The organism is Segatella asaccharophila (genome assembly GCF_054687055.1).
On the sequence record NZ_BAACAN010000002.1, the window covers coordinates 113,521 to 127,000 of the forward strand.

Annotated in this window: 11 protein-coding genes and 1 pseudogene; 7 read left to right on the forward strand and 5 right to left on the reverse strand. The window is 50.2% G+C overall.

What is annotated here, in order from left to right; all coding sequences use genetic code 11:
• Nucleotides 1-194: 194 nt before the first annotated feature.
• A pseudogene (locus ACYRYG_RS01790) lies at nucleotides 195-544 on the reverse strand (hypothetical protein); the annotation flags it as partial.
• A gap of 15 nt (nucleotides 545-559) precedes the next feature.
• The gene (locus ACYRYG_RS01795) at nucleotides 560-2,053 is read right to left on the reverse strand and encodes an AMP-binding protein (RefSeq protein WP_460197441.1); all 1,494 of its coding nucleotides are present in this window, start codon (nucleotides 2,051-2,053) and stop codon (nucleotides 560-562) included.
• 766 nt (nucleotides 2,054-2,819) lie between these two features.
• On the opposite strand from ACYRYG_RS01795, the gene ACYRYG_RS01800 reads away from it, so the two are divergent.
• Nucleotides 2,820-3,458, forward strand: coding sequence for a lactate utilization protein (locus tag ACYRYG_RS01800; RefSeq protein ID WP_294075466.1), 639 nt, complete (start codon nucleotides 2,820-2,822; stop codon nucleotides 3,456-3,458).
• Nucleotides 3,459-3,559: 101 nt separating this feature from the next.
• Nucleotides 3,560-3,970, forward strand: coding sequence for a secondary thiamine-phosphate synthase enzyme YjbQ (locus tag ACYRYG_RS01805; protein ID WP_293422472.1), 411 nt, complete (start codon nucleotides 3,560-3,562; stop codon nucleotides 3,968-3,970).
• A 658-nt stretch (nucleotides 3,971-4,628) separates the two neighbouring features.
• Here ACYRYG_RS01805 and ACYRYG_RS01810 read toward each other — a convergent pair.
• Complete coding sequence (locus ACYRYG_RS01810) at nucleotides 4,629-6,917, reverse strand: NADP-dependent malic enzyme (RefSeq protein WP_460197444.1); 2,289 nt, start codon at nucleotides 6,915-6,917, stop codon at nucleotides 4,629-4,631.
• 200 nt (nucleotides 6,918-7,117) lie between these two features.
• On the opposite strand from ACYRYG_RS01810, the gene ACYRYG_RS01815 reads away from it, so the two are divergent.
• Nucleotides 7,118-7,723 carry a TetR/AcrR family transcriptional regulator gene (locus tag ACYRYG_RS01815; RefSeq protein WP_460197445.1) on the forward strand — a complete coding sequence of 202 codons (606 nt, stop codon included), beginning with the start codon at nucleotides 7,118-7,120 and terminating at the stop codon, nucleotides 7,721-7,723.
• Nucleotides 7,701-8,756, forward strand: a complete 1,056-nt coding sequence (locus tag ACYRYG_RS01820) for a glycerate kinase family protein (protein ID WP_293422482.1) — start codon at nucleotides 7,701-7,703, stop codon at nucleotides 8,754-8,756. The genes ACYRYG_RS01815 and ACYRYG_RS01820 overlap by 23 nt, the downstream gene beginning before the upstream one ends.
• On the opposite strand, the gene ACYRYG_RS01825 is transcribed toward ACYRYG_RS01820, so the two are convergent.
• Nucleotides 8,746-9,726 (reverse strand): GNAT family N-acetyltransferase, encoded by a 981-nt coding sequence (locus ACYRYG_RS01825; protein WP_293416753.1) that lies wholly within the window; start codon nucleotides 9,724-9,726, stop codon nucleotides 8,746-8,748. The genes ACYRYG_RS01820 and ACYRYG_RS01825 overlap by 11 nt on opposite strands.
• A 225-nt stretch (nucleotides 9,727-9,951) precedes the next feature.
• Between ACYRYG_RS01825 and ACYRYG_RS01830 the strand changes: the two genes are divergently transcribed.
• Genes ACYRYG_RS01830 through ACYRYG_RS01840 form a run of 3 tightly spaced genes read left to right on the forward strand, consistent with a single transcriptional unit; the run spans nucleotide 9,952 to nucleotide 11,879 of the window.
• Nucleotides 9,952-10,737 (forward strand): Rossmann-like and DUF2520 domain-containing protein, encoded by a 786-nt coding sequence (locus ACYRYG_RS01830; RefSeq protein WP_293416750.1) that lies wholly within the window; start codon nucleotides 9,952-9,954, stop codon nucleotides 10,735-10,737.
• Nucleotides 10,734-11,252, forward strand: a complete 519-nt coding sequence (locus ACYRYG_RS01835) for a KdsC family phosphatase (protein WP_293416747.1) — start codon at nucleotides 10,734-10,736, stop codon at nucleotides 11,250-11,252. The genes ACYRYG_RS01830 and ACYRYG_RS01835 overlap by 4 nt, the downstream gene beginning before the upstream one ends.
• A gap of 33 nt (nucleotides 11,253-11,285) precedes the next feature.
• Nucleotides 11,286-11,879, forward strand: a complete 594-nt coding sequence (locus ACYRYG_RS01840; RefSeq protein WP_293416744.1) for a Maf-like protein — start codon at nucleotides 11,286-11,288, stop codon at nucleotides 11,877-11,879.
• A 35-nt stretch (nucleotides 11,880-11,914) separates the two neighbouring features.
• On the opposite strand, the gene ACYRYG_RS01845 is transcribed toward ACYRYG_RS01840, so the two are convergent.
• On the reverse strand, nucleotides 11,915-13,453 hold the full coding sequence (locus ACYRYG_RS01845) for a DUF5687 family protein (protein WP_293416741.1): 1,539 nt from the start codon (nucleotides 13,451-13,453) through the stop codon (nucleotides 11,915-11,917).
• Nucleotides 13,454-13,480 lie beyond the last annotated feature (27 nt).

Sequence of the window (13,480 nt, forward strand, 5' to 3'; positions counted from 1 at the left end):
TAAGCAAGGCACCAATATCGTCATACAGAATCTTATAAGGGCAGGAATGCATCACGTACTCTTACCCTTTATCTAATACTATAAAAACTTATCACAAATATAGCACTTTTATCCCAGATAACATCCATATCAGTTTTGAATTAACATAATTAAGTATCAAAAATGCTCAAAAAAGTTGGAAACTGTTGATTAAATTGCTGCTCGATGAGTTCTGCCTTTCGCGTCTGTACTGCAAAGTAAGTTTGTGCAAAGGCAATCTGCTCCTTTCTCGGGTCTCCGTTCTGTGCGATAAGATAGCAGGCGTAACGAGTGAGAAGGATGTCTTCAAATTGACGCTCTGCTCCGGATCCCAGTTTGACCATTTTCCTGACGCCAGGAAAATGATCATTAATTGGGTGGCCGGCATTACGGCAGGCTTCTTTAGCCTTTTTATAACTTTTGAGAAATTCTGCCATAAGCTATAATTGGATAAAACGGGCGATATATCCACCCATTTATCTGGGTCTGATGGGGCTTCGTGATAAAAAAAGAGGATATTTGACATACCCTCTTTTTATTGTCAGGCAGTGATCATTTCGCTTATTTTCCTGCGGTCTATTTTATTGTTTGCATTCTGAGGAAAGCGGGAGAGAAACATGATTTGACGCGGGATCATATAGGCCGGAAGATACTGGCTCAGGTATCTGGCCAGTGAGTCCTTGGTCCCCTTTTCTTCACCTTCTACAACCAGTATGATAGACTTGCTGCCACTGTCGTCGGTCACGGGGACAGCTACGACATTCTCTTCTTCCTTATAGAAATGCCTGGCTATGCTTTCGATCTCACTGAGTTCTACACGGAACCCCTGGATCTTGATCTGTGAGTCTTTGCGGCCACAGTAGAGGAGATTATGGCTGTCATCTTCTATGCACAGGTCACCGGTTTTATACCATCTCACACCTTCATGCGTGAAGAATGCCTTGCGGTTGTTCACCTCGTCCTGCCAGTATCCCGGTGTGAGCTGCAGGCCGGAGAGACAGAGCTCTCCCTCTTCGCCGCATTTGAGAAACTGGTGATCCTCTCCGATGACGGCGGTCCCTGTTCCTTTCATGGCCGTCCCGATGCTCATGATGCCGTTCTTCTGGCTGATGCTGCCGGCATTCATCTTGTAGCAGGTACAGAAGATCGTGTTTTCAGTAGGACCATAGACGTTCCATATCCGGGCGTTGGGGACTGCTTTCTGCCACTGGACGGCATCATCCGTGGAAAGTGCTTCTCCACAGAACAGACAATGGTGTACGCCGGGTTCCTCTATTTCGTCCAGGTAAGGGCGCAGATAATGAATGACGGAAGGGACCATCAGGGTCATTGTGAGATGGTAGGTGTCCATCAGCCTGAATACTTCCTGATATTTTACGCTCCCGGGGGGGACTGTATACAGACAGGCTCCATGGAGAAGGGCGGGGAGATAACTGCCTACGGACAGGTCAAAGGTCAGGTCAAACATCTGCAGGCACCGGTCTTCTTCCTTGAGCCGGATTCCCATGTCCTCGTAGGCGTCTATGAAGGCAGCTACGTTGCGGAAGGTGACGGGCACTCCCTTGGGATGCCCTGTGCTCCCTGAGGTAAACAGGATATAGGCTGGCTGCTGGTCATCGGGAGGTACCATCGGCCGGATCTTTCCCCTGACATCGGGGAGGTCCGGTGTGAGGACCGCCGGAAGGGTGAGGGTCGTGCCGGAAACGGCTGGATTCAGAATGGTCTTGATCCCTACCTGATGGATGATGTCCCTGATCCTGGCTTCTGGCTGCAGGGGATGCAGAGGCACATAGCATTTGCCTTCCATCCATATCGCGAGGATGGCTGCGTAGGTGTCCAGGGCATCACTGGCGATCAATCCGATATATTGCTCGTCCGTATGGGCAAGTTTTTCTCTGATCGTCTGGATGCGTGTTGACAGTTGGCCGAAAGTATAGTACTGGTCTTGTATGCAAAAAGCTTTGTTTCCGGCTTTTCCTTCCAATAGCTTCTGTATTGGGGTTAAGATGGTATCGTAAAATATAACGTTTTTCATCTGATGTTTGTTTTTTCTTCTCACGAGAGTAAAGTGAATGCAAATGTACCTATTTTCTGACGATATGCAAACTCTATTTTGATTAAAATGCTGCTGCCGGGGAAACTTTCCACCTGACCCTGGCTTTTCTCATGGGGCGGGCTCTTCTCCGCTGGTCTTTGTCGTCGACAACCTCCTTTGTGGTGAACGGATGATCACGTCAGACAAAAGGTGATTTAGCAACGAGAACGGTCAACTCTTTCCCGGATAGATAGGTTCGTCAACACGCATTTTGAGGGTTGATTTGTTACCATGGGCTGGTAAGCTTCTCTCCACGGCTTGGTAATGAGGTTACCACGGCTTGGTAAGCTCCTCTCCACGGCTTGGTAACGATCTTACCCCGCATCGGTAATGGATTTTTCTGTAAATGAGTAAAGAATATGGTGTGATGCCGGTGTCGTCAGCCTGGTCCTGTCCGTGGGGATTGCTGCGGTGAGGGATGCTGTGGGCAGGTTATTTGAGGAAGGCCTTTCCGGTCGGAAAGTTAAGCTAAATTTCGTAAAATTCATGGCAGAGTCGGAAATAATATCTATCTTTGCAGAGATTAAATGTTTCCTGCCGGCTGTGGTCGGAGGGAGGGGCGGAATGTAACCGGAAATACTTGGAGCGGAGGGATAACCACGACCTGCAAAGGGTCCGTGGCCTCACAGAGGACCTCCGGGGGCTCTGGACTTTCCCCCGGCTTCCCAGGGAGACCAGTACAGACAGATAGATAGATATTTACAGGATGGATAAGGCAATGATTACACGTAATGCGAGACTGGCAGCAAAGTTGGTCTCAGCACTGAAGCGAAGGCATTATGATGCTTGTTTCTGTAACGATACGGCGGCCCTGCTGCAGCGTGTGAAGGAATTGATTCCTGAAGGCAGCAGCATCACCTGGGGAGGATCGATGAGCATTCGGTCGACAGGGGTCACGGGGATGCTGAAGAACGGCAATTATAAGGTTTATGACCGCGATGAGGTGACGGATCCTGATGACAAGGTCAGGATCTATCGCAAGGCTTTCGAGTGTGACTATTATCTGTCGAGCGTGAATGCGATGACAGAGGATGGGATCATCGTCAACATCGATGGGAATGGAAACCGGGTGGCCGCCTTGTCATGGGGACCTGCACATGTCCTCTTCGTGGTGGGCCTCAACAAGGTATGCCGCGACCTCGAAACGGCTGTCAGCAGGGCCCGCTGCGTGGCGGCACCCATCAATATGGCTCGTTTTGATTGTCCGACACCTTGTCAGAAAGACGGGGTCTGCCATGACTGTCTGTCGAAGGATAGTATCTGCAATTATATCTCCATACAGCGGATGTCCCATCCCGCAGGGAGGCATATCGTGTTACTGGTGGGGGAGGACCTGGGCTATTAGCCCTCTGCCTGGCCTGTGGTCTTCCCGGAATGACGGAAGGATTCTGCCGGGCGTGTTGTCAGTTGAATAAGTGGAACGGTTTTTGTAAGGTAAGGGATAGCATGATCAGTCAAAAAGAAATTATACTGAATGAGTATAGCAGGGGATTCCATCTGATTACGGAGGAGATCGTCCGTCAGCTCCCGCAATTGCCTGAGACCGGACTCCTCAATCTGTTCATCAGACATACGAGTTGTGCCCTGTCTGTCTGCGAGAACTGGGATCCGGAGGTCAGGGCGGACATGGAACGGATATATGATCACCTGGTGAAAGAGCGGCAGCCTTATTACAGGCATGTCCTGGAAGGTGATGATGATATGCCTGCTCATGCCAAGACGGTGCTGACCGGCGTCAGCATCAATGTGCCGGTCACCCATGGCCGTTTAAACTTTGGTACGTGGCAGGGCATTTATCTTTGTGAGTTTCGTAATGATGGCGGGCGCCGGCATATCATCGCTACGGCTGTCGGCTGAGAAACCGCCTCTGGGAGTTGGCTGTGAATCCTGCCGGATGCGGAGGAGGGGGATGACGGTAGAGGGAGAACCCCGTGCAGACAGGGCATGAAAAAAGCGATGACCTTCACAGGTGACCGCTCCAAATCTTCAATAGGTATTAGTTTTTTTAAGGTAAAAAGATTGTTTTCAGGATAACAGAAGCAAAGATAAGGCATTTTTTGATAACTGCCAAATTTTTTACTCATAATTTTAAAAAAACATCAAATTATTTTTCTAAAGATTAATTCTTGATCCGTGATCATCATGAGGGACCTGGAGATGAGGGCAGCGGATCAAATGGTCGGGGCATAAAAAAAGCGATGGCCTTCACAGGTAACCGCTCCAAATCTTCAATAGGTATTAGTTTTTTTAAGGTAAAAAGATTGTTTTCAGGATAACAGTAGCAAAGATAAGTTATTTTTTATTTCTATCAAAATTTTTAAATGATTATTTTTAAAGAAATTTTATGTGTGCCTGCACAAGAAAATTTATTAACCTTTCTTGAGGGATGAGTTGGGTGCACGAGGTATCGGATCAGGCTGACAGTCAGGGAATAGTATGAAAAAAGGTTTCCCGTTTTGCACAGGAAACCTTTTCTAAAATATCATGCCCTTTCTGCGGGCTCGTATGGGTCTGCTTACTTCTGTTGCTTTACTTTCTCGACATAAGCATCGATGACAGCTACGGCCGTGATATTTACGACATCACTGACAGAAGCCTCGAAATCAGTAAAGTGGATAGGCTTGTTCAGTCCCATCTGGATCGGGCCGATAATTTCCGTGTCCGGATCCAGTCCCTGCAGGAGTTTGTAGCTGCAGTTGGAGCTGCTCAGATTCGGGAACACAAGCGTATTGACGGTTTTCCCCTTTAATTTGGAGAAAGGAAATTTCTCATCCCTCAGTTTGTTGTTGAGGGCAAAGTTGAGTTGCATTTCGCCGTCGATGGCCAGGTCCGGATATTCCGTCTGCATCTCCTTGACAGCCGAGTGGACCTTGACGGGAGATCCGATGCTGTCCGTTCCGAAATTAGAATAACTCAGCATGGCGATGACCGGTTGGTCATTGAAGAACTGTACCGTATGGGCGCTTAACCGGGCAATGTCTGCCAGGACGTTCTCGTCCGGATGGCGGTTGATCAGGGTATCTGCGATGTAGAACTTCCCCTTTTTCGTGCTCAGGATGTGCATGGTGCCGAAAGTCTTGTAAGGCTGCCGTACCCCGATCACTTCCTTGGCCACTTTGATGGTATTGCTGTATTTCGTGTACAGGCCGGTGATGAAAGCATCCGCATCCCCCTGTTCCACCATGGACATTCCGAAATAGTTACGTTCATACATCTTGTCGTATGCCTCTTCGAAGGTGTATCCCTGGCGGGCCCGCTTTTCTGCCAGATGCTTGGCGTATGTAGCCCGCCGTCCCTGTTCTTTGTCGGCTCTCATGTCCACGATTTCTATCCCCGTCAGATCCAGTTTCAGACGGCTGGCGATACGTTTCAGGCGGTCCTGGTTCCCCAGGAGGATAGGTTGGCAGAAGCCTTCCTGCTTTGCCTGGACGGCAGCTTTCATCGTGGTAGGGTGCCCGCCCTCTGCAAAGACGACACGCTGTGGATGCAGGCGGGCCGTAGCGTGAAGGGTCTGTGTGAGCTTTGTCTCCTGGCCCACCAGTTGTTTCAGTTTTTCCTTGTAGGCATCCCAGTCGGTGATGGTCTTGCGGGCCACCCCACTGTCGATGGCAGCCTTGGCGACGGCCGCACTGACCTCCGTGATCAGCCGTGGATCGATGGGCTTGGGGATAAAGTATTTCCGGCCGAAGGTGAGGTCGACGACATGGTAGACATCATTGACGATGTCCGGAACCGGTTGCTTGGCCAGATTAGCAATGGCGTTGACCGCTGCCAGTTTCATCTCTTCATTGATGGCCGTGGCTTGAACGTCAAGGGCCCCGCGGAAGATATAGGGGAACCCGATGACATTGTTGATCTGGTTCGGATAATCACTCCGCCCCGTGGACATCAGCACGTCAGGACGGGAAGCGGTGGCATCCTCGTAGGAGATCTCCGGAACAGGGTTGGCAAGGGCGAAGACGATAGGATTTTTGGCCATTGAGCGGACCATGTCCTGAGTGAGCACATTTCCTTTGCTGAGGCCTACGAAGACGTCAGCATCCTTGATGGCTTCAGCCAGGGTGTGGACATCCCGCCGGTCGGTAGCAAAGAGTTTTTTCTGTTCCGTCAGGTTGGTGCGGTCAGAGGTGATGACTCCCTTGGAGTCGAGCATGACGATATTTTCTTTCCGGGCACCTAAGGCGACGTACAGTTTCGTACAACTGATGGCCGCAGCGCCGGCGCCATTGACGACGATTTTCACTTTGTCGATCTTCTTGCCTGCTACCTCGAGGGCATTTTTCAGTCCTGCTGCAGAGATGATGGCCGTACCATGCTGGTCATCGTGCATGACAGGTATGTCCAGCGTCTTCTTCAGGCGCTCTTCAATGTAGAAGCATTGGGGAGCCTTGATGTCTTCAAGGTTGATCCCTCCGAAAGTAGGAGCGATACGCTCCACGGTGTCACAGAACTTCTCGGGATCCTTTTCGTTGATCTCGATGTCGAAGACATCAATACCTCCATAGATCTTAAACAAAAGACCTTTCCCCTCCATGACCGGTTTCCCGCTCATGGCGCCAATATCTCCGAGGCCTAACACTGCTGTACCGTTAGTGATGACGGCTACCAGATTTCCTTTGTCCGTATATTTGTATACGTCTTCCGGATTCTTCTGAATCTCAAGACAAGGATAAGCAACCCCAGGCGAATAAGCAAGGCTCAAGTCGTTTTGTGTGCGATAAGGTTTAGTTGGCTTTACTTCTATTTTTCCAGGACGGCCTTCAGCATGATAAGCCAAGGCTGCCTCTTTAGAAATTTTTACCATAATTAATATGTTGGTTGATTAGTAATTTATTATACTTCATTGTTTACTGTTCGGATCGGCATGATGTCAGGCGATCTTAAATGCAAAGATAACGAAAAACTTGCGAACTTATACAAGTTTTTGGTTTTTTTTTGTATCTTTGTCACGAAAAAGTTAAACTTACTTCTAAAATGAATGTTGCGTCTTCGTATAGACTCGATTTGAAAGATAAAATCTTGAAAGTAGCCATGCAGGCATTTTTCTCAAAGGGAATACGTGCGGTGAAAATGGATGACATCGCTAAGATGATGTCTATCTCCAAGCGTACGCTCTATGAGGTTTATGCTGACAAGGAAAGCCTTCTCTATGCCGGTGTCAAAGAGAGGGAGGAGGCATTCCTGGAACACATGACCCAGTTTTCTATGTCTGAGGAGCATAGTGTCATTGATATTCTGGTAGAATTTGCCCATTGCTTACTGGAATATTCAGGGAATATCAATCCCGTGTTTTATACTGACCTTCACGAATATGAGAGAGTATTGAACTATATGAGGCAGAAGCACCAGTCGAGTCGGTCTCATGCGTATTGTTTCTTTCAGAAGGGGGTCAAGGAAGGCTATTTCAGGTCAGACATTGATTATAACCTGGTGATTTTGATCTCTAACATCTGCAGGCAGAAGATCAAGGAGCAGCGGCTTTTCAAGAAATTCGGCATGAAGGAAGTTTTCAGGAGTTGTGTGTTTGTCTTTATCCGTGGGGTTTGTACCCCATTGGGGCAGACCGTTCTGGAAAAAGCATTGGAAAATGAATTATTTATTAATGATTGATTCCTTTAAGGGATGTCTCACCTCTTCCGAGGCGGAGCAGGCCGCGGGTGAGGGGATCAGGAAAGCTGATCCGGAAGCCGTGGTCAGGAGTGTGCCGGTGAGTGACGGCGGCGAAGGGATGCTGGAGGCCTTTCTTGCGGCCCTGGGAGGGCGGAAGGAAAAGGTATGGGTGTTCGATGCGATGATGCGCAGGACGGAGGCTGAATACGGGATCAGCGGAAAGACCGCGGTCATAGAAGTTGCGCAGGCCATTGGTTTGTCCGCAGTCCCCCCGGAGAAGCGGAATCCTCTCGTGGCGACCAGTTATGGAGTAGGACAACTGCTCTGCCATGCGATAGACAAGGGCTGTGACACGCTGATCATCGGTTTGGGAGGGAGTGCTACCAGTGATTGCGGCCTGGGGATGCTGAAGGCACTGGTGGATCATTTTGCACCCGGAAAAGGTTTCGATGCCGTTCCTCTCCGGCCCTTGAAATTCATCTTAGCGTGTGATGTAGACAATCCCTTGTATGGTGATCAGGGAGCGGCTGCAGTCTTCGGTCCTCAGAAGGGCGCTTCACCGGAAATGGTCGCCCTGCTGGACCGGCGTGCGAGGACCTTCGCTACCCTGTCGGCACGTCATTATGGATATGATGATTCTGCCCTTCCGGGTGCCGGCGCTGCCGGTGGCCTGGGGTATGCCTTTATGCAGTATTTGGGCGCGGAGAGAAGGAACGGGACGGATTTATTGTTCCATATCCTGAAGGTCGATGATCTCTTCAGGGATGCAGATGTCGTGATTACCGGAGAAGGGAAGGCAGACCGCCAGACACTGATGGGGAAATTACCCATGGGCATTCTCCGTCATGCCCGGTCTCATCCGGTTTCTGTCGTGCTGATTGCAGGGCAGGTCACTGACTTGAAAGAATTGCTCCATGCAGGTTTTTCCCAGGTGATCTGTATCAATCCGCCTGACTGCCCCCTGGAGGAGGCTTTGAAACCTGAAGTGGCCAGAAGGCGCATAACGGATGTGCTGTTCCACGCTACTCTTTGAACCACCATCCGAGCAGTCGGTTGATCCACGAAATGGAAAACCGGAACCAGCGGTAACGGGCGACGGGTTTGCCGCCAAACTTCAATATGAAGTCAAGGAAGGGATTCTTTTTAAAAGGCAGGCCTACATCCATGAAGAAGATGTGGGCATAATGGTGTTCATAGGCATACTTGATGGCATACCATATTGTCATCGTATTCGGGTGAAGGGTGGGATAGGACTTCCGTTTAGAAGCCAGGTACCACAGGTAAGCATTTCCTTCTGAATAGACACAGGCACTCCCGCCGATCATCCTGCCATGGTAGAGGGTCACAAATATCTGTGCCTTCTCATAATGGTTCAGTTCCAGGAATTGCTTCTCGGGAGGAATCAGGCGGCGGAGCTTGATGCGGTAGAACCCTTTGAGGAGTTTGTAGAAAAGGTGTACTTCTTCGACGGATTGTACCGTGCGGGTCTCAACCCCCTGCGCATAGGCTTTCTTGATGCGCTGACGGGTTTTCTTCGAAAGCCGTTCCTCCGGATTCCTGCTGTGGAGAGAGTTGTGCACTTCCTGCCAGTGGACGGGGAAGTAATGGCACTGCCGGAACATCCGATAGCCGAACATCTTCGGACGCACTTCGGAGAACTCGATGTAGAAGCACAGATGGCGCCGGAGCTTCTGCGTGATGGCTTCCAGCATCATCCTGAAGATTTCTTCCGGATTCTGTACGGAATCATCATATTCTCCCTGGCCGTAAACGCGGCCGTTGGCATACAGGAAAGGTGGGATCAGGGTACCCCGCCTGCGGATCATTGCCAGCAGGTGAGCGATGCATTTTCCACTTTCATCTTCAGCGACAACCATATAGGGAGTTGTCCTCGGGGTCTGTTCCGTAATGCGGAATAACTCGGGACTATGAAAAAAGTTGTCTGCCTTCATTCCGGGCAGTTGGTCACTTTTCTGAATAATTCTGATATGGATACCTTTCATTGGTCTTTCGCTTGATGCAAAGATATAAAAAAAAAGAGAACAAGGATCAGGATTGACGGAAAAATATATTCTGTAAATCCGTATGCAGGCGCATATTTCCTGTGTGAGGGATCTTTTTGTGTTTTCGGCAGGGGGCGGCCCCGTATGCACCCATAAGCTAAAGATTAATAAAAATGAGTTTATGGTCAATGTGTTCTGCTTTAAATCAGTATCTTTGCAGATAATATGAAGATAATATTTATTGGTGCGGGTAATCTCGCAACACAGTTAGCTAAGGCCTTGCTGAAGGCAGGGCATGATATAGTACAGGTCTACAGTCGGACGATGGAGTCTGCCTCCACACTGGCCACCCTAGCCGGCGGGGCGCCGACGACCGATCTGGGAGAGGTCCGCAGGGATGCAGATATTTACATCCTGGCGGTGAAGGACAGCGTGTTAGGTGATCTGATCCCCTCCTTGTGCAAGGGCCGTGAGGGGAGAGTGTTCGTGCATACTGCCGGTTCGATGCCCTTGACCATTTTTCAGGGGATGGCCCTGCATTATGGCGTGTTTTATCCTATGCAGACCTTTTCAAAAAACAGGGATGTCTCCTTTTCCGAGATTCCGATTTTCATAGAAAGTAATGATCAGTTGACCCTTCAGGTCCTGCGGACACTTGGAGAGTCGGTGTCCGGCCGCGTCTATGAACTTTCCTCCCAGGATCGTAAATACCTGCATCTGGCTTCCGTCTTTGCCTGTAATTTTGTCAACCATTGTTATGCGGTGTCCTCGGAAATCCTTTCCTCACATCATATCCCTTTTGATGTCATGCTGCCTTTGATTGATGAGACCGCACGGAAAGTTCACCAACTGACCCCCTCTGAGGCTCAGACAGGGCCTGCCGTGCGCTTTGACGAGAACGTGATCAGGGCCCAGGCTGCATTGCTCAAGGGGGATCCTCTGCTCAAGGATATTTATGAACGGATGTCTTTAAGCATCCATCGTATGGACATAAAAAAGCAGAGACCATGATCAATTATGATTTGAAGAAAATAAAGATGGTGGTTTTTGACGTGGATGGCGTGCTGTCCCGGCAGACCATCGTGATGGCCGGTGACGGGGAACCGTTGCGGACCGTGAACATCAGGGATGGCTATGCCATTCAACTCGCAGTGAAGATGGGACTGCGCGAGGCGATCCTTACGGGAGGGAACACGACGGCTGTCCGGCTCCGGTATGAGCGCCTCGGCGTGCAGGACGTGATCATGAATGCGTCTGTGAAGATCCAGGAGTACAAATCCCTCCTGACAAGATACCACCTCCGGGATGAAGAGGTGCTCTATATGGGCGATGACCTGCCAGACTATGAGGTAATGCGCTGCTGTGGGTGTGCTTGCTGCCCTCACGATGCTGCGCCGGAGATCAAGGAGATCTCTACTTATATCTGTTCCCGTGAGGGCGGGGACGGATGTGGCAGGGAGGTCCTGGAACAGGTCCTGCGTGCCCAGGGCAAGTGGATGAGGGACGAGAAAGCCTTTGGCTGGTGAGGAGCCGTAAGGAAACTTTAAGAAAATGAAGAAATGAAACAGATGCAACCTTTTAAATATCATCTCATATTAGCGAGCGGATCCCCGCGGAGAAAAGAACTCCTTGCCGGACTGGACCTCCCTTTTGAAGTCCGTGTCATCCCCGGTGTCAAGGAAAATTATCCCAGTCAGCTGGAGGCGGTGAGAGTCCCGGAATATATTGCTGTAGAAAAGGCGGCGGCCTACCTGGAAATGATCAGTGCTGAGGACCTGGTGATCACGGCCGATACCGTGGTCATCTGCGACGGGACGGTCATGGGCAAACCCAGGGATGCTGATGAGGCCCGGGCGATGCTTCACCGGCTCAGCGGCAGGCAGCATCAGGTGGTGACAGGAGTATGCCTGACCACACTACGGCAGCAGCGTCATTTCTCCGTGTCCACGGAAGTGGCTTTCAAGGTCTTGACGGAGGAGGAGATCTCTTATTATATCACCCGTTATTCCCCTTATGACAAGGCGGGTGCTTATGGCATACAGGAATGGATCGGATATATTGGCTGCAAGGGATTGAAGGGCAGCTACTATAATGTGATGGGACTGCCGGTACAGAGCCTCTATGAGGAACTGCAGAAATTCCAAAGGGAATAGTCTCTCTCCCGTGAAGCGTGAGACCCCTCTTGACTTTATCTGGAGGCCCTGAAGTTCTCCAGGTGCTCGTATTTCCGCTTCATCATCTTCCTGCAGATTTGCCGGATCCACCATTTGTGGCTGAGAATAAAAGGGATGCTGAAGAGAAGGAGTGCCCAGTAAGCCGTCGCGGGGTTGAAAAGTGCATTGAAGAGGGCAAGGATGATGACGGGCATGAGTATGGCACCCAACTGGAACAGGAGGATGACATAGTTGTAGCTGTTGCTCGTCCGGCTGGTGAGCCTGGTGTTCAGTGGTATGGTCTGGTCATTGAGGATGGCAGCATGCAGGATCATGAGGTTGTTGGGACCTGCGGTGTAGAGGGTATAGGCAATGATCATCAGCAGACTCCACCTGCCCATAAGAAGGGCGATGAGTGAAACAGCTACGGATAGGCAGAGCAGACAGCCATAACAGTAATATTTGGTGAGCAGCAACTGGTACAGGTTGTTCTTGTGTACCATGTAGAAATCGATATAGTTGCCTTCATAGCCCATCAGACGGGAGGACAGTATGCTTCCCGGGATGATGAAGCAGATAAAGCACCAGAAATTCGCATTCCAGTTAAGGGTGCCGCTTTTCCCTGCCAGGCCGGTACTCAGGTATAAGATAAAATTAAGCAGGATATAGAAGATGACGGAATAGAAGGTCTTCCGGGGATTTTTATTGCGGAAGATCAATTTAAACTCTAACTGGATGGCTGTCCCGGCCATCCCGAAACGATCGAGGAATTGATATTTTCTTGCCTTATGGGGGGATCCCGTGTCCTGCCGGGATAATTCTTTCATCACGTGGCTCTCCTGTTCTTTCCGGTTGAGGAAGAAGAGGAGCACAAAACCGGCGATCAGCCCCAGCCAGTACAGTCCGTTCAGTCTGGCGAGATGATTGCCGATCAACGAATAGAAGGTAAGATACTGCTCCCATCCCCGTCCTGTCCCCGCATAGGCGGGCAGCATCAGGACGGCAATCAGGACCAGGGGGAGAAGCAGCCAGAGGAGGGAGTCCTCCATCCGTGTCCTGACCAGAAGGTAGAATTGACTGGACAGCCAGATGATAAACTGATAGGCCAAGACCGTTCCTGCTGCCATGAGTATGCCTTCACGTGGCAGGATGGCCATCAGTGTATAGGGGATAATCATGGCCTGCCAGACAAAGTTGCCTGCACTCAGCAGATTGGAGAGCAGGAAACTCTCTATGCAGGCGTGACGAGGGAGAGGAAGAAGACTGTAAGGCCTGATCATCTGCGCGGGGGTCTGCTGGAGAGCAAAACGCAGGAGGAAGTCGACCGTAAGAAGGAAGGGGGCAAGGCTGAACAAGGTCCCCGCAGGAGAAAGGCCCGGATCTTTCGATACGGCTAACGCCAGCGAAACAGCGAGGAAGATAAGATAGATGAAGATGATGATCCCCACAATAGCCAGTGCTATTTTTGCTGCCTGGTTCTTTCCATGGAACAAACTCCGCTTCTCGGCCAGTTGGCGGTGGTGGAGGAGTTCTTTATAAATGGAAAGTCTTCTGTTTATGTTGGTCTTTTGCATTCAGGATAATGGATTCATGCAGGGCAG

Bases quoted from the DNA above. Each gene is read 5' to 3' on its own strand.
- ACYRYG_RS01795 (WP_460197441.1), bottom strand. From the start codon at position 2,053: ATGAAAAACGTTATATTTTACGATACCATCTTAACCCCAATACAGAAG.
- ACYRYG_RS01800 (WP_294075466.1), top strand. From the start codon at position 2,820: ATGGATAAGGCAATGATTACACGTAATGCGAGACTGGCAGCAAAGTTG.
- ACYRYG_RS01805 (WP_293422472.1), top strand. From the start codon at position 3,560: ATGATCAGTCAAAAAGAAATTATACTGAATGAGTATAGCAGGGGATTC.
- ACYRYG_RS01810 (WP_460197444.1), bottom strand. From the start codon at position 6,917: ATGGTAAAAATTTCTAAAGAGGCAGCCTTGGCTTATCATGCTGAAGGC.
- ACYRYG_RS01820 (WP_293422482.1), top strand. From the start codon at position 7,701: ATGAATTATTTATTAATGATTGATTCCTTTAAGGGATGTCTCACCTCT.
- ACYRYG_RS01825 (WP_293416753.1), bottom strand. From the start codon at position 9,726: ATGAAAGGTATCCATATCAGAATTATTCAGAAAAGTGACCAACTGCCC.
- ACYRYG_RS01830 (WP_293416750.1), top strand. From the start codon at position 9,952: ATGAAGATAATATTTATTGGTGCGGGTAATCTCGCAACACAGTTAGCT.
- ACYRYG_RS01835 (WP_293416747.1), top strand. From the start codon at position 10,734: ATGATCAATTATGATTTGAAGAAAATAAAGATGGTGGTTTTTGACGTG.
- ACYRYG_RS01840 (WP_293416744.1), top strand. From the start codon at position 11,286: ATGAAACAGATGCAACCTTTTAAATATCATCTCATATTAGCGAGCGGA.
- ACYRYG_RS01845 (WP_293416741.1), bottom strand. From the start codon at position 13,453: ATGCAAAAGACCAACATAAACAGAAGACTTTCCATTTATAAAGAACTC.